Consider the following 21452-nt stretch of genomic DNA (forward strand, 5'->3'; position numbering starts at 1 on the left):
TAATTATTTGTGCCTTCAATTTTTGTATTGTATTTTGTAATCAAATAAGATTTTTACAGTTGTTAGTATTCTCATTAATAACCTAACCTCAAACTTTAAACTATGTCATTTTTACAATTTCTAAATAAAACCAAAAAAATAAGTGTAGCCTTGGCTATCGCTTGTACTGGTTTTGTCTCTTCTTCTACGTTTGCACAGGAAGCAGAGAAGCCTTTTTTGCGTTACCCTGCCATCAGTCCAGACGGTCAAACGGTTGCCTTCTCGTTTCAAGGTGATATTTGGTCTGTGCCTGTGGAGGGTGGAAAAGCGACACGCCTAACCATTCATGAAGCCTACGAATTTAATCCTCATTTTAGCCCAGACGGCAAAATGATTGCTTTTCAAGGCGATCGTTATGGAAATGATGATGTTTTTGTAATGGAAACAGTTGGTTCAATGCCGATGCGACTTACTTACCGTTCTTCGGGCGATAATTTAGCAGGTTGGACAAATGATAATTCACTTTTATTTACAGCTCGTCGTGATTTTGCACAGGCAGAGTGGGCGCAAGAAATTCAGAAAATTTCTGCAACAGGAGGAACTCCATCACGCTATTTTGATGCGCTAGGTTATACGCCTTCGATGTCGCCAGATGGTCGTTTTGTAGCGTATGTAGATGGTTATAATAAGCCAACAAGAAAAAATTATCGTGGCTCTGCAAATCGTGATATATATTTATACGATACCAAAACTAAAAAATATACACAGCTTACGACTTTTGCAGGAAACGATATGCACCCAGATTGGTCAGACAGTCGCAATTTATTCTTTGTGAGCGAAGCTGATGAAAGTTATAACCTTTATAAAATTAACCTGACAGATGAAGGAGCAATAAATGGAACAACACAACAACTCACTACTTTCAAAGATGATGGCGTACGTCATTTTGATGTCAGTAAAGATGGAAAAACAATCGTTTTGGAACAAGGAACAGGCGTTTTTAAACTAGATGTTGATTCTAAAAAAATTGAACCATTGAATGTAAATGTAACCTATGATTATCGTTTTGACCCAATAGAAAGAAAAACATATAGTAATCGTTTGCAAGAATATTCAGTTTCTCCGAATGGAAAATTGGTAACTTTTGCAGTTCGTGGGGAAGTATTTTTGATGGAAAATGATAAAGAAAACAAAAGAACGGTAAGACTTACAAATAGTGCTTTCCGTGAACAAGAAGTTGCTTTTCTAAATGATTCTACTGTTTTGATTGTTTCTGATAGAGAAGGACAGAAAGATATTTTCATGGTCAATTCTGCTGATGAAAAAGAAAATAGTTTGTTTAGAACATTAAAATACGAAACTACTCGTCTGACCGAAACACCAGTACATGAAGATAACTTGACCGTTTCGCCTAATGGAAAGAAAATTTCTTTTACTCGTTCAAACAAACTTATCATTGCTGATATTGATGGGAAAACAGGAAAGATAAGCAATGAAAAAGTCATTTTAGAAGGTTGGAATTCTGCTGATGGTTTGCAATGGTCGCCTGATAGCAAATGGATTGCATACAGTCAAGAAGATTTGAATTTTAATGCAGAAGTGTATATCACAGCAGCAGATGGAAGTACAAAACCAGTAAATATTAGTTATCATCCTCGTATTGATAGCGAACCTTTTTGGAGTAAAGATGGAAGTAAATTAGGTTTTATTTCAGAGCGTAACAACGGAGATGCTGATGTTTGGTTTGTTTGGCTTAATAAAAAAGACTGGCAAAAAACAAAAAGCGATTGGGAAGAAAAGATAAGTTACGACGACGACGAAGTAGAAACGAACAGTAGTTCATCTAAAAAAGATGATGACAAGGACAAAAAAGATGACAAAAAGAAAGAAGTAGAACCTATCGAAATTGATTTTGATAGAATCCACGAACGCCTTGTACAAGTAACAATGATGAACGGCAATGAGTCTGACTTAGTCATTTCTGATGATGGCGAAACGTTTTATTTTGTTACTAATCGTGGTGGCTGGTCTGCCTCTACTGATGACCAAGATTTATATTCTGTAAAATGGAATGGCGATGAAAGAAAACCTCTTACACAAGGAGGAACAACGCCTTATGGAGTAAGCTTATCGCCTGATGGAAAGGAATTATTTTATGTTGCTCGTGGTGGTTCACTTTTCAAAGTTCCTGTTGCAACTGGAAAACCAGAAGGTTTATCTTTTTCTGCTCGTATGGAAATTGATTATGAAAAAGAAAGAGAAGGAATTTTTAATGAAGTTTGGAGTTTGATAAATGAACGTTTTTATGACCCTAAATTTCACGGTGAAAACTGGCAAGAATTAGGCAAAAAATATAAAGACTGGACTCAAAAAGCATCTTCTGAACGTGATTTTGAAGCCATGATGAATTTGATGTTAGGAGAACTCAATGCAAGTCACATGGGATATTATGCAGGAGATAGAGCCGAAACACAGCGTGAACGTACAGGTCTTTTAGGAACTGAAATCGTAATGACCAAAGAAGGTGCAAAGGTAATGCGTGTAATTCCAAATAGCCCTGCTGATAAAGAATTTAGCAAAATAATGGTAGGCGATGTTATTACTTCAGTAGATGGACAAGAAGTAAAAATGGATGAAAACTTCTATAACCTTTTTGCTGATAAGTCTGATATTCGTACTGTTTTGGGAGTCCAAAATACAAAAGGAGAAACGAGGGAAGTTGTTATCCGTCCTGTGTCTTCTTTGGGAGATGAATTGTATGAAGAATGGGTAAGAGAACGTCAAAAATTGACCGAAAAATATTCGAATGGAAAGCTTGGTTATATCCACATCGAAGGAATGAACTGGCAAAGTTTTGAGCGTTTTGAAAGAGAATTGGCTGCACAAGGCGAAGGAAAAGAAGGGTTAGTAATTGATGTTCGTTTCAATGGTGGTGGCTGGACTACCGACTATTTAATGGCAATTCTGACAACGAAACAACATGCTTATACTGTTCCTAGAGGTGCAACAGAAGACTTGAAAAATCAAAAAGATTTTGCAGGTTATTATCCGTACGGTGAGCGTTTGCCTTTCCCTGTTTGGACAAAACCTTCTATTGCTCTTTGTAATGCAAATAGTTACTCAAATGCCGAAATTTTCTCACATGCTTATAAAACGTTAGGCTTGGGAACGCTTGTAGGACAGCCTACTTTCGGAGCTGTTATTTCTACTGGTGCAGGAAGATTGATTGATGGTTCAGTTGTTCGTTTGCCGTTTAGAGGTTGGTATGTAAAAGGCTCTGGAATGAATATGGAAAATAATGGAGCGCAGCCTGATGTTTTGGTAGAAAACTCTCCAAATGCAAAAGCAAACAATGAAGACGAGCAGTTGAAAAAGTCTGTTGAAATTTTGTTGAAGCAAATTGCAGAAAAGAAAACAAGTAGTGGAAAACCGTAATAATTACGATTTTTGATTGAACTAACAAAGCCTTTGTATCATTCTTTTGATACGAAGGCTTTGTTTATTAAAAAAAACACTTGTTTTCTTCTAAAAGAAATGGCTATTAAAGCTAAGAAAATCATTTCATCGAAACTACTAGTTTTCCAAATCCTTCGCCATCTTTCATTATATCAAAAGCTGAAATTATATCAGAAAAAGGTGTTACAGAACCAATAATCGGTTTTATCTTGTGTTTTTCTACGAAGTTTACCATTTCTACAAATTCTTTATCACTTCCCATAGTTGAGCCTTGAATTCGGATTTGATTAAAAAACATTCTATACAAATCGATTTTTTGAGGCAAACCTAAAGTTGCACCGTAAAACACAATCCTCCCAGAACGCCCTAAGAGTTTGATAATTTCGGCAAATGTTTCTCCTCCTGCACTATCAATGGCACAATCAAAACTTCCTGCTTTATCTTTTAACTGTTTGTTCCAATCTGGGTCTTTATAATTGACTGCTCCTGCTGCCCCCATTTCTTCTAAGGTTTCTAATTTTTCATCATCTCCAGAAGTTACAAAAACTTTTGCTCCTGCTGCAAGTGCAAATTGAAAAGCAAATTGAGCTACACCACCACCAGCACCCGAAATCAATACCTTACTTCCTTTTTGTATTCCTCCGTGATAAAACGCAGAGCGAAAAGCTGTCAATCCTGCAAGTGGCAAAGCAGCAGCTTCTTCTAATGAAAGTAATTTTGGTTTCTCTACTAACCTATCTTGATTTACACAAAGAAATTCGGCAAAAGTTCCGTCTGTGGGCATTCCCAAAATATAATAATCTGCTGATTGGTGTCTTTCATCATCTCCCCAATTATTATTTGGATTGATAATTACCGTCTTTGATTCCCATTTTTTTGCATTCTCTCCTGTTCTTACTACAATTCCACAGCCATCAGAGCCCAAAGTAGAAGGACGAATACCTGGATAAAGTCCCTCACGTATCCATTGGTCTCGTCTATTTAGAGCTGCCGTTTGCATTTGAATAAGAACTTCATTTTCCTTTGGTTCAGGAGTTTTGATGTCTTGTAATTGGATTCTGTCTGTGTGTGAAGAGTCTTTTTCAAGAAGGCGTAAGGCAAACATAAGATTGAAATAAATGAGTAATAAAAAAAATTATTTTTTGGTTGCGCTTACAATATAATAAGAAAAATGATTTCTTGCTAATCCTAAAAACATCGTCATAAGAGGAGCAAAAACATTATTTTTTCGCTCTTGATTTAGATTTTTTACAGATTTTAAGTTGAACTGTTTGAGTAAAAACTTGAGAGTAATATAAGGAACATGAGCCACCGAAGGTGCAACTTTCCACGAAATATCTTCCACCTTTATGTCTGTAAAACTTGCTTTTTCCATTGCTTTTACAAATGGGTTTATCTGTCCCATTTCTGATAATGCCCAACACTCACACGTTTTATTATAGGCTTTTTCTACTAAAAAAGGAAGTTCGTTTCCGTGTTTTAAAAATCCATCTGCTATTACTAACTTCCCTCCTTTTTTGAGTAACCGACTAGCTTCTTCCAAGAGTTCTGATTTATCTTTTCCATTTCCATAACAACTACTTTCGATAGCATAAGCAGAAGTAAAACTTTCATTTGCAAAAGGTGTATTTGTATAATCTGTACAAAAGAAATTGATGTTACTTTCTACATTTTGGTTTTGAATTTTGCCTTCTTCTATTTCTTTTTTTAAAAGATATTTTCCAAGTTCTATTTGTTCTTGAACAAGTGTAACGGCTGTTATTTTCGCAAAAGGGTATTTTTGAGCAAAATATCTTGCACTTGTTCCTACTCCACAACCCAAATCAATAGCTTTTATTTCTTGATTTGTTTTTGTGATATACTCTTCATTTTTTGGAATTTCTAAACGCTCAAAAACTTCTTTTGTCATTTGAAGAAGCATTTTTTCTAAGTCAAAAGGATTCATTCCTGTTTTATAAAAACCAAAATGCATGTGGTAGTTTTCACTCCAAAATTTATAATCTTCGGTAGCTTTTTGATAATATGAAATGAGATTTTCATAATTTTTGGAAGATGAATTTTCTACTATCAATTTGTTTGAGTTTTTTCTGATGGAACTAAAAGTATTTTCAGTTTGGTTTTGTGGAAAAGAAAGTGATTCAGAGGAAGAAATGAGCGTAGTTTTCATAATTTTCATTTTAAATTGAAAGTTCTGAAAGTATAACGTAGAGTAGTATCTCTTAAGTTACATTTTTTATAAAAAAAATTCACAAACTGACTTTTAAATCTTAAAAAACTGATAATCAAAACTTTAAAAAATTAAAATTATGACTTATATTATGGTAGATATTGAAGCTGATGGCGCAATTCCATCAGATTATTCTATGATTTCATTGGGTGCAATTGTAGTTGATGAACCTCTTGATAAAACGTTTTATCGATGTTTGCAGCCCATTTCAGAAAATTATAATCCAAAAGCTTTAGCAGTTTCGGGTTTTAGTAGAGAAGAAACAATGAACTTTGCAAAGCCGAAAATTGTAATGCAAGAATTTTCAAGTTGGATAAAAGAGGTTTGTAAAGACCGCCCCATTTTTATTAGTGATAATAATGGCTTTGATTGGATGTTTGTCTGTTGGTATTTTCATCATTTTTTGGGAGAAAATCCGTTTGGTTTTAGTTCGCAAAACTTAGGAAGTCTTTACAAAGGCATTGTTAAAGATACTTTCAAAAACTTTAAGCATCTGCGCCAAACTAAACATACGCACAATGCACTTGATGATGCCAAAGGAAATGCAGAGGCATTATTGACTATCAAAAAAGAGTTTGGATTGAAAATTAAATTCTAAAAATCACTATTATTGTTCATTTTATTACAGCAAAAAGAATTTAAGAAACAGCTATTTTGCTTATAAACAATGCGTTTGGCTTGAAATATGTTAGATTTTTATAAAAAATGGAACTTATTTTATTTGTAATTATACTATTTCAAATAAATTTGAGTTAAGAGCATCTTTTTAAAAAAGAAACAAGCTCTAAGAGAAAACAATTATTTAAAATATTTACTATCTTATATTTGTTTTCATCATTTTGTGAAAAGAATATCCTATCATGTCTAATCCTTAAATCTATTACCATTTTGAAAAGAAATTTATTTATACTCCTTTTTACAAGTCTCTTGCTAGGCTTAGTTATGGGTTGTGCTTCTGTTACGCCTGTTGTTGCTCAAACTCCTACTATTGACCCAGACAAACCCAATATAGAATTACTTTCAGATGAGCAAATCCAAGAATGGAACTCAAAACCAATAAAGGAATGGAATGATTTTTTCGGTTCAGAAACCGAAACATGGAATCCATTTCAAATGAAATTTTATGAAGATGTATCTGTAAAAGCTCTTTCAGATGAAGAAAAAGATGAATTAATGAATTATCAAGATGAAGATTGGGAGAAAAGATTTGGAGGAACAATGGACACTTGGAAAATACATCAACTTCTTTTTTACTCTGCTATTTTGAATTTATCAGTCAATTAAAAAGTCAAAATTATTACATAAAAAAAACTCATTCTTTCCTAAAAAGAATGAGTTTTTTAGTGCCTATCATTTTTAAAATCTATTCTAGCACTACTTTTTTGTTTACTACCTTATCTGACATTATTATTTGAACATAATACACTCCTTTTGTGAGTGTTCTGACATCAAAAATAAAACGTTTCTTCGTAATTTTTTCTTTCGAACTAGTAATTAATTCTTGCCCCAAACTATTATAGATACGAATCATTACTTCATCACTTGTTTGTAACTCTACATAGGCATTGAGATAGTCAGAAGCAGGATTTGGATACACCAAGACTTGATAATCAGTAATGTCTTCCCCCCCAGTAATTACAGGTTTGTCTATCACAACTAAATTTTTGCTCAATGAATCAATACAACCCAAACTATCTCTAGTAATTAAGATAACTTTATACTCTCCTTGCTGCTTATAAATAGTTTGAGCGTTTTGAGTCATAGCAATTTCTCCATTCCCAAAACTCCAATACCACCAAACAGAACTATTACTTTTATCTTCCAAAAATAAAGTATCTTGTTCGAAAAGGTTAAGCGTATCGGTTACACTCATTTCAAAATCAGAGGAAGGACGACTAAAATCTATTTTTACTTTAACAGGGAAACTTTCTAAAGCAGAATCTAGATTTGTAACCCAAATATCTTTAGGCTGACTTATAAAACCCACGTTATATGTTCTTCCTGTATGGATAGGACGAGAACTTGTAGGCAAATCATAGAAATTAAATAATGTACCTCCTTGTGGAACAATGGTAGTTGAATCAAACCTACACACAAATAAATCATTTATAATTGGCTTTGGAGAACGTCTGAATACAAGTAAACTCTTTGAAGCTGTTCCTTGACATCCTGCTGCTGTTCTGACAGTCAGTGTAATGACATAATCTCCTTGTGTATTATAACTATGTACAGGGTTTCGCTCTGTTGAAGTTGTTCCATCTCCAAAATCCCACAACCACGATACAGCAGAAGTAGTATTATCTGTAAACCTAACTTCCGTATTTTCATCTAAGAAAAGCTCTCGCAAGAAATCAAAACTAGGCGCAACTTGCACTACTTCCAAGTATGTTTTTACAGGGTCGCTCTCAATTAAAGAATCAGCTCCTGTTATATACAATGCAGAAGGAAGAATAGAGTTTGGTGGAAATGAAATTTCGTGTCCTTGTGCAATAGGGAGGGAGTCTAAATCAGAATAAAAATTAAAATTTGTGCCTCCATTAGGTCTTATTGTAAGTCTGTTTCCTTTACACACTTTTATCAGAGAAGTAATAGAAGGTTTTGAAGATTTCTTTCCAACATAAAAACTCTTTTCAACAACTTTAATACAACCAAACTGATTCTTAACTGTCATTTTAACGTTATACTTTCCTTGAGCATCATACATGTGGCTCACAACTGTTCCTACTTTAGTAGGCGAACCATCACCAAAATCCCAAGTCGTACTATATATAAAAAAATCACTTGTTGATGTACTTTGAAACAATACATTATCATATAAGAGTGTATCTTGTGTAGGACTAGCTGTGAAATCAGCATCTAGTTTTGCCCATTGTATTTTTACTAAAACCTTATTACTTTCCAATGCAGAATCTATATTACTGATATACAAACTGTCAATAGATTTTGGTGGTACTAGATAACTTCTTCCCCTTGCTAAAAGTCTATCCTCCGAATCATAAAATTTGAAATTAGTTCCTGTTGCAGAAGGACGTATTTCGATAGGTGTATTATCACAAGACTGTTGTGCAGTAGTAAATATGACAGGGTCAGGAGATTTTCGTACAGCATTAATTCTCTTCACTATCGTACTCGTACATCCTGCAATATCTGTAATGGTTAGAGTAACAGAGTAAGTTCCTTGTCTAGAATAAGTCGTAGAAGGATTTTCTAGCGTAGAAGTAGCTCCATTTCCAAAATTCCATAACCAAGAAACGGCATTCTGGCTTCTATCATTGAAACGGATAGTATTAAATTCATCTAAATTGATTTGAGAAGGAGAACTAAAATTAGCTACAGCAGTACGTGCGCTAAAACGAAGTAATGTGTAATCTCCCTCCAAAACTGAATCTGTATTAGTTACATAAAAAGTACGACCTAAATCAGCAGGTGTAAGTGTAAAAGAAGTGCCTGATTGAATAGGTGTTTGTGTGTTAGCTATATCATAAAGTCTAAAATTTGTTCCTCCCTCTGGGGTAATTGTATAAGAAGTATTTTCACAAAGCGTATTATTTACTATTGGAGTCGGTGAAATAGAGGATAGTGTGTCAGTTGCCAAAACAGCAGCATCATGAGCATCTCTAAGAGCAGACAAAGTAGGAGCAACCATCACAACGAAGGTAACTTTACGTGTTTCATTTATTTCAAAATTTTCTAAAACTGTTCCCACAATATGAGCTACATCTCCTCCACTAGTGCTAAACCCTGCACGTTTCTTTGAAACTCCAGTCGAAACACTTTGATATTTTTCAGCAGAAGCAAAACCATCATTTACATTAATATTGTTGCCACCCACATTTTGAAAATCTAATGCAAAATAGGTTTTTTTCGTACCAATTGCTTTTATACCTGCATATCCACTAGTGCCTGTTCCAAATACATAACCAAATTCACGGTTGTTCTCCCAATCTGCAAAGTTGCGTGTATAATCTCCTAAATTCCAATCATAATACAAACCTACATTCATAGAATCCATTACAGCACCACTTATGTTAGTAAATTCATATTCTAAAATAACATATTGATGATGAGGTGTATTAGTTCTTCCTTTTACTGTATGCGTTACATGAACTCCCACAGGAGGAACAATAGCACCTAGCGTATCAGCAAATTCTGATGTTGCTTTAGTAAAAAATGGTGTTTTTTCTGTAATTCTAGGAATGTCAATCATTTTAAAATCATCATCTTTATATACTCCATTAATATTTGTCAATATATTATCTGACACATTTGTAGAAGATTTGCCAACGATTAATCCCCCTTCTTGAAGAGTTTGAGAACCATTTGAAGTGATTCCATTTCCCAAGCTATTATAAATATCATAAAATCCTGCACGTCCATTTCCCGTAAGTGTAAAGTTTATGGTATTAAATGGAATGGCTAAATAAGGTGCATTGACAGGAATACTAAAGTATTGATAATCTGAATAATTTGTATCTGAAAAACCTAAGCGAAATTTCACTTTCAAATCTAAGGGAGCATCTTGACTAACAATAAAACGAAAAGGAACAGTAGCATTATTTTTTTGCTGCATGGTTGCCATTGTACTTGTATTGAATACGCTATCTATAACTTCTATATAAGGAGAAGATGTCGAAATAATAACTTTTCCATTTTCCGTAATTGGATTCAAATAATTGATGAAATCTGCCTCTAATGTGATAGTATCACCAGAAAAAGCAGTCTGTCCATTTCTACCAAAATAAGAAATATTGTCCATTCTAAGAGCCTTTGCGCTACTTTGTTCATTTAAAGCTCTAAAAGCGTTTACCCTGCCTTTACCTAATTTTTCCAAGTAAGGAGCATTTGCTGGTAAATTATATTTATTATCTGCCGTTACACGGACAAGCTCTCCTGCTTGGGCTGCAGACAAATTGGGAAATGCTGAACGAACCAAAGCAGCAATACCAGCCACAAACGGAGAGGCATAAGATGATCCCCATGCATAACTATAAGAACCATTTGCATGAGTAGTAAGAACTCTAACCCCTGGTGCCATTACATCTACATACGTACTAAACGTTGAGCCTGAAAATCTATTATCTCCAGTATCAGAGTGTGCAACTGAAAGCACATGTTTGTAAGAAGCAGGGTAAAAATCTAATTCTTGCGCTGTATTTCCTGCTGCAGCTACTACTAGAGCATCCTTTACAAGTGTTACATAATCAATTACGTCTTGCTCCCATTGAAAACCCAAATTAGGACGACCAATAGAAACATTAATTACCTTACAGCCATTTTCAGCAGCATATAAAATTCCATCATACATATTGACAATTCGATAAGAAGGGGAAAGAACAGCCACAGGTAAAATACGGCAATTAAAACTTGCTCCTGCTATGCCTAACCCATCATCGGTTGTGGCAGCAGCCATACCTGCGACACCAGTTCCATGTCCTTGAAAATCATAAGAAGCGGGAGACATAAATCCAAAACTATACCCCAAGCTATCATCTACAAAACCATTATTATCATCATCTATTCCAGTTTGTCCATACTTTTCAGCATAATTAACTTTAATTTGATTCTTCAAATCTTGGTGGATATAATGCACACCAGTATCTACAATTCCAATAACAGTATTGCTATCTCCTTTATGCAAACCCCAAGCTGCATACAACTGACTTACATCTAATTGCCATTGAGCTGACATAGAAGGATCATTAGGAATATAAGGAGGAGCTAGAATATAATTAGGATAAATAGGTTCGGCATACTCTACAAAATCTTGATTTTGATAATAATGAATAGCTTCTTGAAGAGATGAAGAAGAAGCAATATCTATTTCATACCAATCCTGCAAACGAATAGTATTAGCTTGAATAGTTTTAATAGAAGGGATTTTTGAGTTTTGGGTTGCAACTTTAAACCTTCTTTCTATTTTTTGAACTTTGAATTGTGAGTTAGCTTGTTGTAATTTGTTAGTAGTGTTTGGCTTTATTTTGACCATCAATTTATTACTTAATGGCTTGATACTTTCAAAATTATCAGGAAGATATTGAGCAATAGTACTTGTTGGCAATAAAAAAAATGCCGTACAAATAACAGTTGTAAGTAGTAGAGAAATAGCCTTGCTGCCTTCTGGTAAATTTATGTGCATATCAAAAAATAATTAATCTAAAAGTTTTTAACTAAGATAAGTGCTAACAGTAAATATTTTTATCTCACTAAAAGATAAAATATAGTCTTTCAATTTCTTTAAATAAAGTTTACTAACTAAATATTAACGTGTAAATAAGCTTTTAGTTACAAAAATAACAAATTAGACAGACTCTTATAAAAACATAACTTACTGACAATCAATAAATAAACAAAAAAAAGACCAACTATCAAAGTAGATAATTGGTCTTTTAATCAAAATTTAATCTAGTTATGATTTAGATTTAATTTCAGAGTTTATATTAGAAAGTCAAATTATTATTATCTAACAATTTTGAATTCTACACGACGGTTGATAGCCATATTTGCTTGATTAGCTCTTCCATCTACTTCATTAGGAACAGTAGGTTGTGCTTCACCATATCCTTCAGACTCTAAACGTTCAGTAGGAATTCCTTTAGAAACTAAATAATCTAAAGCAGATTTTGCACGGTTTTGAGAAAGACGTTGGTTATACGAATCTCCACCACGGTAATCCGTGTGTGCTTCAATACGGATTTTCATTTTAGGATAATCAGTTAAGAATTGATATACTTTATCCAATTCAGCTTTTGCTTCTGCATTCAAATCCCAACGAGCTGTTCTAAAGTTGATGTTATCAAACTTAATTTTTGTAGCATCAAGCATATAAAGAATTTTGTTTACTTTATCACCAAACTGTGCTTGAGTAAGGTCTAATGTATCTACTTCTTCCATATAGTTACCTGTTGCCTCAGCAGTCAATGTATAAACCTGACCTGGATCAAGACGAGCTTCATATTTACCAGTTCCAGCTTTCTCAACATCTCCAATACTAGTATCATCAGCAGCTTTAACAGTAAGTTTTGCATCTACAGGCTGCTCATCAATAGCATCAAGAAGAGTAACAGTAACTTCAACACCTTTAGGTACTAAACGTACACGTTGGTAAAGATTAGTAATTTCGTCAGCATTTGTGAAATCCCACATAAAAGTATATGGTAAGTAATCTTCGTGATCAATACTTACTTTGTATGTATTTCCTTCTGTAATTACAGTAGAGAATTTACCAGTTTCTTCGTCGTTGTACTTGTCATATCCTAAAGAAGGACGAGTTTGATTTTCAAACTTCATGATAGTATAAACAGGCTCTCCTGTAACTGAATCTTCTACATTACCACGAGCCATCATTACTTTACGAGGAGCAAAGCCTGGAGGAACTAATGTCCAAAAAATTTCACGAGAAGCATTCATAGCAGCATCAAAATACATCACTGTATGCGCTCCATCATTTGGTGCCATACTTACATACCCTTCAGCAGAAAGATGATTAGCAAAATCAGCAGCCATTGGGTCACCCCAAGACTCACCTTCCATACGTGACATAAACAAATCAAAATCTTTAGCATCAGCACGGATACCTTTTGTATGACCTTGCATTTTAGCTCCTTCTTTCATAGAAGTATAAAACATAGTTTCACCATCAGGCATGATACGAAATGCTTTGCTACAATCTTCATTCATAGCACCTACTACTTCTTCACCAGCAGACCATACATTGTCAGCAGAACGGCTAGAAACCATTGCAGTATAACACCATACTTTTTCAGATTTAGATTTAGACTCTGTTTCTTCAGTAGAACCAGCCTCATCAGTATTGTTTTCTGCACCTTCAGCACGTTGCATATAATACATACGATTTCCGTCAGCAGAAACAGTTGGGAAACCTTGGTAGTCAGCAGTATTTACGTCTCCTAAGTTTGTAGGCTCACCAAATTCACCGTCCATACTCTCACGAGTAGCTACGTATAAATCCATTCCACCTTTTGTATCTTCCATGTTAGAAGAAAAGAAAAGGCTCATTCCGTCATAGCTTAAAAATGGACCAGAAATTACAGTGCTATCACCTGCTTTAGAATTAATCGATTCCAATGCAGTTGGTTTTGTCCATTTGCCATTGTCATCACGAGTAGTCATATAAAGACCATATCCTTTCCATCCTTTTCCACGATTAGATTGGAAAATTAATGTTTTGCCATCACGACTGATAGCAGGAGAGACTTCGTCAGTAAGAAGTTGGTTTACGGCAGGTGGTAAACGAAAACGTTGTGGGTCATGCCATTGTTCATAGATGCTTGTAGCACCATCTTTTGCTTTGTCGTCGCTTTCGGCTGTAGTATCAGCATCTTGTGCTTTAGCGAATGTACCAGCCAAAAGAAACATGAGCAATAAGCTCAAATTACGGATTCCTTTTTTCATAATCAGGGTATTAGATTGAAATTAGCGATTAGGTTAAGTTGTTACAAAGAAAATAAATACTATAAAAGACAGCAACTTTATATTAAAATAAGTTGAGATAATTTGAAATAAATTAAATTAAAGCAGCTTTTTATTCTAAAAGTCTGCTAAATTCATTAAAAAGTAAGCTAAAAACAAGTCGAAACTAAAATTAAAAATCGCTAGAATTTATTTTGAGATTCAGTTTACTCTATTTTATTTACTTTTCTGATTTATATTATTTTAGTCAATTTGATTTCACTTTTGTTCTTGATATGTATTCCAAAATCTATTGTACTCTGTAAAAATATAACGCAAAAATACGTAAAAACAAATACAGAATCGCTTTTTAATTAGATACTTATCAAATAATTGGATTAAAATCAAAATTAGATTAAATCTTTATTGCATTTTTTAGTATATAAATACTTTGAAAAAATTATTTTAAATATTTAAATAATAGGGTTTATTAGAAAGAGACTATTTTAAATAATATCATTTAAGATACTATTCTATTTATCTATTAGTAATTAATTCTTACAATTTTCTTCGAGTATGATACTAACTCTAATGAAGTTTTGTGCAAGATAGTCACTAATACTGCTTTCTATGAAAACACAAAGATAGTTGTTTACAAATTTAAACCAAAAAAACAGAATTTAATAAAAATTAGTGTATTTTTTAGATAAAAATCATGTTTTTTTTCAAATCAATAAGGTTTTTATTCCAAAAAAATGATGTTGAAAACAAAATATAATATTCTAGCTTGTGAAAAACACACTCTAAATCTATTTGTAACTTGCTCTTATAAATCTTGAGTTTTGTTGTAAATCCTTAAAAATTGTACAGTTTTCTAGATTAAAACTCATAAAAAGGTCTTTTGTTTCATTTGCTAAATATTGGTTTATTTCAACATAAAGTAAGCCACTTTTACAATTTATGTTGCATACAAAAAACTTAGCTAATGCCTTATAAAAAATAAGTGGTTTTTTATTTTCAACAAAGAGAGCTATATGTGGTTCAAAGTTAAGCACATTATTACTCATGACTTTTTTTTCAGATTCTCTGATGTAAGGAGGATTACTAATCAGATGCTCTACACTTTGTAATTGAGGGTAATTCAAAAATATTTGGGTAAAGCTTTCTTGGAGAAAATCTAATTCTATGAACTCTATATTAGTTACATTATTTTTTTTAGCATTATTTTTAGCTATCTCTAAGGCTTCTTTTGAAATATCAATAGCTATAAAATGAAAATTAGGGAGATTTTTTGCAAGTGTAATACTGATACAACCACTTCCAGTTCCTACCTCTAAGAAAGTTGTTTTATTTTTACTTTTAAATTCAAAATCTTTTAAGACTTGATGAACAAGCTCCTCTGTTTCAGGTCGTGGAATCAAAACAGCAGGGCTAATATCAAACTCTAACCCATAAAAATAAGCCTTACCAGTAACATACTGTAAAGGCTCATTATTTTTCAAACGTTCTACTTTTTTATCTAAAAAATTGATTTCTTCTTGATTCAGTAAATAATTAGAAAAATCCATTCTATTTACTAATAATGTATCTTCTATCAAAAAACGTAAAGTTGCTTGACTTTCTCGTTCATCTATTTCAGTAGAAATTAATGATGATGTTTTTTTTCTTAGATATTCTGAAACAAGCATTTTTTAGATTTTAGAATAAGTTAGAATATAATTAACTATGAAAAATCTTAATTGCTTGTTCAATGTATTTGAAGGTAGTTAAGATTTCAGGTTTTCCATCTACGACAGCTACTGTATGCTCAAAGTGTGCAGAAGGCTTTCCATCTCTAGTCATTATTGTCCATCCGTCAGAGTGTTGTACCACGGCTTTAGAACCCAAATTAATCATTGGTTCGATAGCTATTACTAATCCATTACGTATTTTATCTCCCTTTTTAGGTTTTCCAAAGTTTGGAACTTCTGGGGCTTCATGCAGACTTCTTCCCAGTCCGTGTCCTACCAATTCTCTCACAACTGAATATCCTTTTGACTCTGTATGTTTTTGAATTGCATTACTAATATCTCCTATTCTATTTCCGTAAACTAACTGTTCGATTCCCAAATACAAAGCTTCTTTAGTTGCTTTTAACAAATTTTTAACCTCTGCACTAACTTCTCCAATCTCATACGTGTAAGCACTATCTGCATGAAAACCATTAAGTAGAACTCCACAGTCAATTGAAACAATATCTCCATTTTTTAATGGACGATTATTAGGCAACCCATGAACAACTTGGTCATTGACAGAAGTAAGCAAAGAACTAGGGCAACCATAAAGCCCTAAAAAACTAGGAACAGCACCATTATCTTTTATAAATTCGAAGGCTATCTTGTCAAGTTCAAGAGTAGTAATACCAGGCATTACACGTTTTGCAACTTCTGCATGTGTACGTCCTAATAAGTCTGCGCTTGCACGCATTTTTTCTAAATCTTGAGCTGTTTTATATATTGGTTTCCCCATTTTAATTCCTTTTTTTTATTCAAAACAAACAAAGCACCAAGACGATTTGATTCTTGATGCTTTGTATATATGATTATAAAATCTGAACAAATCGTACTTTAAATAATGAAATAATAAAGTCTTTTGTTTGGATTTATATATAATTCATTGGTTGAGCCTGACGACCTTTTACATTTCCTGTATTCATTAGTCCATCATATTCTTTATTCAATAGATAACTTTCAATTTGCTGTAATGTATCTAAAACAACACCTACCATAATAAGTAGAGAAGTTCCACCATAGAATTGAGCAAATTGAGTACCTACACCAGCAGCAGCAGCTACAGCAGGAAGAACAGCTATAATTGCAATAAAGATTGCACCAGGAAGTGTAATTCTATCCAATATTTTACCTAAGTAGTTTTTGGTTTCTTCACCTGGAGTTACTCCTGGGACAAAACCACCACTATCCTTTAGATTATCAGAGATTTGCTGAACATTTATAGTCATTGCTGTATAGAAGAATGTAAAAGCAATAATTAATAAAGCAAAAAGAATATTATATTCTAAAGATGTAAAATCAGAAAACTGAGTTGCTATATAAGTTGCATTTGGTGTATCATCTCCTTGAAAAGCACCAGCTATCAAAGGAGGCAGAAACATAAGAGCTTGAGCAAAGATAATTGGCATTACACCTGCTGCATTCACTTTAAGAGGTAATGCAGAACGTTTTTTCTGAGTAAGCATTTGTTTTTGAGAACGCCCCGCTACTTGTTTTACGTATTGAAGAGGAACATAACGTACTGCTTGTACAATCAGAACCACTCCCATAACTACTAAGTAAAGAGCTAATATTTCTAATACAAAGATAAATACTCCTCCCATTCCTTTCAAAGTTGCTTCTGAAACGATAGCCATTGGGAAACGTGAAATAATACCTATCATGATAAGAAGTGAGATACCATTTCCAATTCCTTTATCTGTAATTTTTTCTCCTAACCACATACAAAAAACTGTACCTGAAGTAAGAATAACGAGAGAAGAAATTAAAAAGAAGGTTGGACTAATTTCAGGAACAATCGCACTAGCAGGAATTGTACCTTTAATATATGCAAAACCTTGCCCAATAGTGATAAGTATAGTAAGCGCACGAGTAATTTGAGTGAGTTTTTTACGACCCGATTCTCCTTCTTTCTGCATCTTTTGGAAGGTCGGAACAGCAACAGTAAGAAGCTGAATGATAATTGATGCAGAAATATAAGGCATAATACCTAATGCAAATATAGAAGCACGCTCAAAAGCTCCTCCTAATATTTGATTGATGAAGTCTAAAACTCCAGTGCTTTCATTTAATTTGGCAGGATCTACGCCTGGCAAAACAATAAAAGAACCCAAACGAAAGACCATCAGTAATCCTAAAGTAAGGAGAATACGGTCTTTGAGTTCTTTTACAGAAAATATATTTCTTATAGTTTCAAAAAACTTCATCATAATTCTTTTTCCAGTTTACTAAATTTTGTAGGCTTTTAAAAAACTAAAAACACACAATACTAGATATAGTAATTAGTATAATTTGTATTTTAATCAAGATAAGCCAATTACGAATTACATTTTGCAAGTCATAATCGGCTTTTCTATCTTAGTTGTTAGAGAGTAGTAGCTTTTCCACCTGCTTTTTCAATGCTTTCTTTTGCAGAAGCTGAAAATTTGTGTGCAGTAATTTCAATAGCACTAGTTAGTTCTCCACGATTCAATATTTTAATTAAATCGCCTTTCCCTGCTAGACCATTTGCAGCTAATAATTCTACTGTAATAACGTTAGTATTTTTCTTTGTAGCAAGTTCTTGGAGAGTGTCCAAATTAATTGGCTTGTAGGCTACACGACCTGGATTTTTGAATCCAAATTTAGGAACACGACGTTGAAGAGGCATCTGTCCACCTTCAAAACCTAATTTTTGGCTATAACCAGAGCGAGATTGCGCTCCATTGTGTCCACGTGTAGAAGTACCTCCACGTCCAGAACCTTGTCCACGACCTACTCTTTTTCTAGACTTTACAGCCCCTTTTGCAGGTCTTAATTGGTGAAGTTTCATCAGTTAGATTAGTTTTTACTTACTCAAAACTCGCTGTTTACTAATCTATATAATTTATATAGGCTAAACGCTTTGAGCAAAATTAAATGAATTAAAAGACAAAATCCTTATAAAAAGACAAAATGAATTATCTAATAAGGAATTTGTTTAAGTGAGTGCAAAGGTAATAAAAAAAAACTTTTTTCAATCATTTTATCGCCATAACTTTTAATGTTTTGGTTATGAATGATTTATATTACCTACGCTTCCTCTACTTTTACTAAATGTGATACAGCCTTTACCATACCGACGATATTAGGAGTATCTTCCTGTTCTACGGTTTGGTGCATTTTGCGAAGCCCTAAAGCGTGCAAAGTTAGGCGTTGTTTTTTTGGGCGTTTGATTGAACTACGCACCTGAGTAATACGAATTTTCGCCATTTTACTAAATAGTTTTTGGTAATTAGATAAGAATAGTTTGTAAAACTAAATTGTCTGACACCATAAAGGTGTCTTGACAATTACTTGCTCTACTTAAATTAAAAATTACTCTTTATTCAATTCGTAATTCATAATTATGCTTATCTACTTACCCATTAAAAACTTTGGTAAGATTAACCCCACGCTGCTCTGCAACTGATTTTGCATCACGCATACGCAATAATGCATCAAAAGTAGCACGAACTACATTTCCTGGGTTATTTGAGCCTTGAGACTTAGCAAGTACGTTTTCAATACCGATTGCTTCCAATACGGCTCTTGCTCCACCACCAGCAATAACTCCTGTACCTGGCGTTGCAGGTTTAAGCATTACTTTAGCTGCACCAAATTTCCCAATAATTGGGTGAGGTATAGTCTGTCTGATGATAGGTACTTTTACTAAGTTTTTCTTAGCATCTTCTATACCTTTTTGAATAGCATCTGTTACTTCATTGGCTTTGCCAAGTCCATAACCTGCTACACCGTTGCCATCGCCAACTACAACTAATGCTGCAAAGCTGAAACGACGACCACCTTTTACTACTTTCGCTACACGATTGATAGTAACTACTTTTTCTTTTAGTTCTATTTCACTCGCTTTCACGGTATTTACGTTTGCTGCCATAATTTATTAGGTTGCAAAGGGTTTAGAATTGAAGTCCACCTTCTCGTGCGCCTTCTGCTACTGCTTTGATATTTCCATGATATAAGAAACCACTACGATCAAAAACTGCTTTATCGATGCCTTTTTCTTTAGCACGTTCAGCGAGTTTTACACCTACTTGTTTCGATAGTTCTTGATTGATATGTTTCTCAGCGTCAATATCTTTGAGAGAAGCACTCACAAGGGTATGCCCATTTACATCATCGATGAGTTGGGTATAAATATATTTATTACTGCGAAATACAGAAAGACGTGGTCTTTCAGTTGTTCCGACTAATTTTTTACGAATACTGCGTCTGATACGTGTACGACGCTGACTCTTACGTGCTGTAGTTGCCATGATACTAGTTTATTATAAAATTTCTCAAAATAAGGAACACGAAGTTATCGTATCAAAATTAAATTCTTAATCAAATAATTGCTTGAAACTTAAAAAAAGTATCTAACAAACCATATAAATAAGTAAATAATTTTTCAATGATTATTTACCTGCGCTCTTACCAGCCTTACGACGAATCTGTTCGCCTACAAAGCGTACACCTTTACCTTTGTATGGTTCAATCTTACGAAGTGAACGTATTTTAGCAGTAATGTGTCCAAGTAATTCTTTGTCGCTAGATTCTAAGGTAACTTTTGGATTCTGACCTTTCAGCATCTCGGTACTTACACTAATTTCTTTTGGCACTTGCAAAAAGATAGCGTGTGAGTAACCTAAGTTAAGCTCAAGGATTTGACCTTTTGCTTCTGCTTTATATCCAACACCTACAAGCTCTAAATGAGACTTATAACCATTAGAAACGCCTTCCACCATATTTTGTACCAATGAACGGTACAAGCCATGCATAGCACGAGTCTGTTTTTCTTCGTCTTTGCGTTCGAAAACCAACTTATCATCTTCCACTTTAGCAGTGATTCTTGGGTCAATTGTGCGAGAAAGCTCACCTCTTGTACCTTTGACTTTGATGGTGTTTTCCGAAACGTCTATAGTTACTCCACTAGGGATAGTAACTGGATTTTTACCAATTCGTGACATTTTCTATCAGATTTATTAGATAATTTAATTATCTATTTTATAGTTATGTAACAACTTTCATTTAAGCAATTAACAAAAATTAGTTTTGTTACAAAAGGTATAAGTCAAGTAATTAAAAGTCTAAATGAATTATACGAATTATATGAAATGATTGCAATCTTAATATACGTAGCAAAGCACTTCTCCTCCTACACTATTTGTACGAGCTTCTTTGTCAGTCATAACGCCGTGCGAAGTAGAAATTACTGCAATACCCAATCCATTGAGTACACGAGGTAATTCATTCGCCTTGCGATACTGACGCAGACCTGGCTTACTTACACGCTCTAGGTGTGTAATAGCAGGAGTACGAGTAGCAGGATGATACTTTAATGCTATTTTGATAGATGCACCTACTGGAGCATCAACAAATTTATAGCCTTGTATATAGCCTTTATCATATAAAATTTTAGTCATTTCCTTCTTCAATTTTGAAGCTGGAACTTCCACAATTCTATGATTAGCTTTGATTGCGTTTCTGAGTCTAGTCAGATAGTCTGCAATAGGATCGGTTGTCATTCCCTCAAGGTTTGTATTCAGGAAATATGAAAAAAGAACTTAATTTTTTATTCTGTATTTATTCCCTAAAATGTTGTAAAGGTTCTA

General features: G+C 33.8%; 16 protein-coding genes. 3 read left to right on the plus strand and 13 right to left on the minus strand.

Annotation, left to right across the window (positions count from 1 at the left end; translation table 11 throughout):
• Positions 1-102 precede the first annotated feature (102 nt).
• Positions 103-3414, plus strand: coding sequence for a S41 family peptidase (locus WAF17_RS10230; RefSeq protein WP_338769627.1), 3312 nt, complete (start codon positions 103-105; stop codon positions 3412-3414).
• A gap of 121 nt (positions 3415-3535) precedes the next feature.
• Here the strand turns inward: WAF17_RS10230 and WAF17_RS10235 are convergent, their stop codons facing one another.
• Together WAF17_RS10235 and WAF17_RS10240 are read right to left on the minus strand one after the other, a co-directional pair.
• On the minus strand, positions 3536-4540 hold the full coding sequence (locus WAF17_RS10235) for a zinc-binding dehydrogenase (protein ID WP_338769629.1): 1005 nt from the start codon (positions 4538-4540) through the stop codon (positions 3536-3538).
• A gap of 30 nt (positions 4541-4570) precedes the next feature.
• On the minus strand, positions 4571-5602 hold the full coding sequence (locus WAF17_RS10240; RefSeq protein WP_338769632.1) for a methyltransferase domain-containing protein: 1032 nt from the start codon (positions 5600-5602) through the stop codon (positions 4571-4573).
• A 139-nt stretch (positions 5603-5741) separates the two neighbouring features.
• On the opposite strand from WAF17_RS10240, the gene WAF17_RS10245 reads away from it, so the two are divergent.
• Both WAF17_RS10245 and WAF17_RS10250 read left to right on the plus strand, forming a co-directional pair.
• Entirely contained in the window at positions 5742-6260 is a 519-nt protein-coding gene (locus WAF17_RS10245) for a 3'-5' exoribonuclease (RefSeq protein WP_338769634.1), read from the plus strand.
• Positions 6261-6550: 290 nt separating this feature from the next.
• The gene (locus WAF17_RS10250) at positions 6551-6946 is read left to right on the plus strand and encodes a hypothetical protein (protein ID WP_338769637.1); all 396 of its coding nucleotides are present in this window, start codon (positions 6551-6553) and stop codon (positions 6944-6946) included.
• Between the two features lie 79 nt (positions 6947-7025).
• Here WAF17_RS10250 and WAF17_RS10255 read toward each other — a convergent pair whose 3' ends face one another.
• The 11 genes from WAF17_RS10255 to rpsH all read right to left on the minus strand — a co-directional run bounded on the left by WAF17_RS10255 (position 7026) and on the right by rpsH (position 21365).
• Entirely contained in the window at positions 7026-11798 is a 4773-nt protein-coding gene (locus WAF17_RS10255) for a PKD domain-containing protein (RefSeq protein WP_338769640.1), read from the minus strand.
• A 320-nt stretch (positions 11799-12118) separates the two neighbouring features.
• Positions 12119-14074: an OmpA family protein gene (locus WAF17_RS10260; protein ID WP_338769642.1), complete on the minus strand. Its 1956-nt coding sequence runs from the start codon at positions 14072-14074 to the stop codon at positions 12119-12121.
• 806 nt (positions 14075-14880) lie between these two features.
• Positions 14881-15759 carry a peptide chain release factor N(5)-glutamine methyltransferase gene (gene prmC, locus WAF17_RS10265; protein ID WP_338769645.1) on the minus strand — a complete coding sequence of 293 codons (879 nt, stop codon included), beginning with the start codon at positions 15757-15759 and terminating at the stop codon, positions 14881-14883.
• Between the two features lie 31 nt (positions 15760-15790).
• Positions 15791-16579 carry a type I methionyl aminopeptidase gene (gene map / locus WAF17_RS10270; RefSeq protein ID WP_338769648.1) on the minus strand — a complete coding sequence of 263 codons (789 nt, stop codon included), beginning with the start codon at positions 16577-16579 and terminating at the stop codon, positions 15791-15793.
• 133 nt (positions 16580-16712) lie between these two features.
• Entirely contained in the window at positions 16713-18050 is a 1338-nt protein-coding gene (gene secY / locus WAF17_RS10275; RefSeq protein ID WP_338769650.1) for a preprotein translocase subunit SecY, read from the minus strand.
• Positions 18051-18205: 155 nt separating this feature from the next.
• Positions 18206-18652: a 50S ribosomal protein L15 gene (gene rplO / locus WAF17_RS10280; protein ID WP_338769652.1), complete on the minus strand. Its 447-nt coding sequence runs from the start codon at positions 18650-18652 to the stop codon at positions 18206-18208.
• Positions 18653-18891: 239 nt separating this feature from the next.
• A complete protein-coding gene (gene rpmD / locus WAF17_RS10285) occupies positions 18892-19071 on the minus strand; it encodes a 50S ribosomal protein L30 (RefSeq protein WP_338769658.1) in 180 nt (59 codons plus the stop codon).
• 148 nt (positions 19072-19219) lie between these two features.
• A complete protein-coding gene (gene rpsE, locus WAF17_RS10290) occupies positions 19220-19735 on the minus strand; it encodes a 30S ribosomal protein S5 (RefSeq protein WP_338769661.1) in 516 nt (171 codons plus the stop codon).
• Between the two features lie 22 nt (positions 19736-19757).
• Positions 19758-20114 (minus strand): 50S ribosomal protein L18, encoded by a 357-nt coding sequence (gene rplR / locus WAF17_RS10295; protein ID WP_338769664.1) that lies wholly within the window; start codon positions 20112-20114, stop codon positions 19758-19760.
• A 141-nt stretch (positions 20115-20255) separates the two neighbouring features.
• The gene (gene rplF, locus WAF17_RS10300) at positions 20256-20807 is read right to left on the minus strand and encodes a 50S ribosomal protein L6 (protein WP_338769667.1); all 552 of its coding nucleotides are present in this window, start codon (positions 20805-20807) and stop codon (positions 20256-20258) included.
• A gap of 159 nt (positions 20808-20966) precedes the next feature.
• The gene (gene rpsH / locus WAF17_RS10305) at positions 20967-21365 is read right to left on the minus strand and encodes a 30S ribosomal protein S8 (RefSeq protein ID WP_338769669.1); all 399 of its coding nucleotides are present in this window, start codon (positions 21363-21365) and stop codon (positions 20967-20969) included.
• Positions 21366-21452: the final 87 nt, after the last annotated feature.

It is taken from the genome of Bernardetia sp. ABR2-2B, assembly GCF_037126435.1.
Lineage (GTDB): Bacteria > Bacteroidota > Bacteroidia > Cytophagales > Bernardetiaceae > Bernardetia.

What these genes read in the sequence shown, in the direction of transcription:
- WAF17_RS10230 (WP_338769627.1), top strand. Translation starts at nt 103, where the DNA reads ATGTCATTTTTACAATTTCTAAATAAAACCAAAAAAATAAGTGTAGCC.
- WAF17_RS10235 (WP_338769629.1), bottom strand. Translation starts at nt 4,540, where the DNA reads ATGTTTGCCTTACGCCTTCTTGAAAAAGACTCTTCACACACAGACAGA.
- WAF17_RS10240 (WP_338769632.1), bottom strand. Translation starts at nt 5,602, where the DNA reads ATGAAAACTACGCTCATTTCTTCCTCTGAATCACTTTCTTTTCCACAA.
- WAF17_RS10245 (WP_338769634.1), top strand. Translation starts at nt 5,742, where the DNA reads ATGACTTATATTATGGTAGATATTGAAGCTGATGGCGCAATTCCATCA.
- WAF17_RS10255 (WP_338769640.1), bottom strand. Translation starts at nt 11,798, where the DNA reads ATGCACATAAATTTACCAGAAGGCAGCAAGGCTATTTCTCTACTACTT.
- WAF17_RS10260 (WP_338769642.1), bottom strand. Translation starts at nt 14,074, where the DNA reads ATGAAAAAAGGAATCCGTAATTTGAGCTTATTGCTCATGTTTCTTTTG.
- prmC (WP_338769645.1), bottom strand. Translation starts at nt 15,759, where the DNA reads ATGCTTGTTTCAGAATATCTAAGAAAAAAAACATCATCATTAATTTCT.
- map (WP_338769648.1), bottom strand. Translation starts at nt 16,579, where the DNA reads ATGGGGAAACCAATATATAAAACAGCTCAAGATTTAGAAAAAATGCGT.
- secY (WP_338769650.1), bottom strand. Translation starts at nt 18,050, where the DNA reads ATGATGAAGTTTTTTGAAACTATAAGAAATATATTTTCTGTAAAAGAA.
- rplO (WP_338769652.1), bottom strand. Translation starts at nt 18,652, where the DNA reads ATGAAACTTCACCAATTAAGACCTGCAAAAGGGGCTGTAAAGTCTAGA.
- rpmD (WP_338769658.1), bottom strand. Translation starts at nt 19,071, where the DNA reads ATGGCGAAAATTCGTATTACTCAGGTGCGTAGTTCAATCAAACGCCCA.
- rpsE (WP_338769661.1), bottom strand. Translation starts at nt 19,735, where the DNA reads ATGGCAGCAAACGTAAATACCGTGAAAGCGAGTGAAATAGAACTAAAA.
- rplR (WP_338769664.1), bottom strand. Translation starts at nt 20,114, where the DNA reads ATGGCAACTACAGCACGTAAGAGTCAGCGTCGTACACGTATCAGACGC.
- rplF (WP_338769667.1), bottom strand. Translation starts at nt 20,807, where the DNA reads ATGTCACGAATTGGTAAAAATCCAGTTACTATCCCTAGTGGAGTAACT.
- rpsH (WP_338769669.1), bottom strand. Translation starts at nt 21,365, where the DNA reads ATGACAACCGATCCTATTGCAGACTATCTGACTAGACTCAGAAACGCA.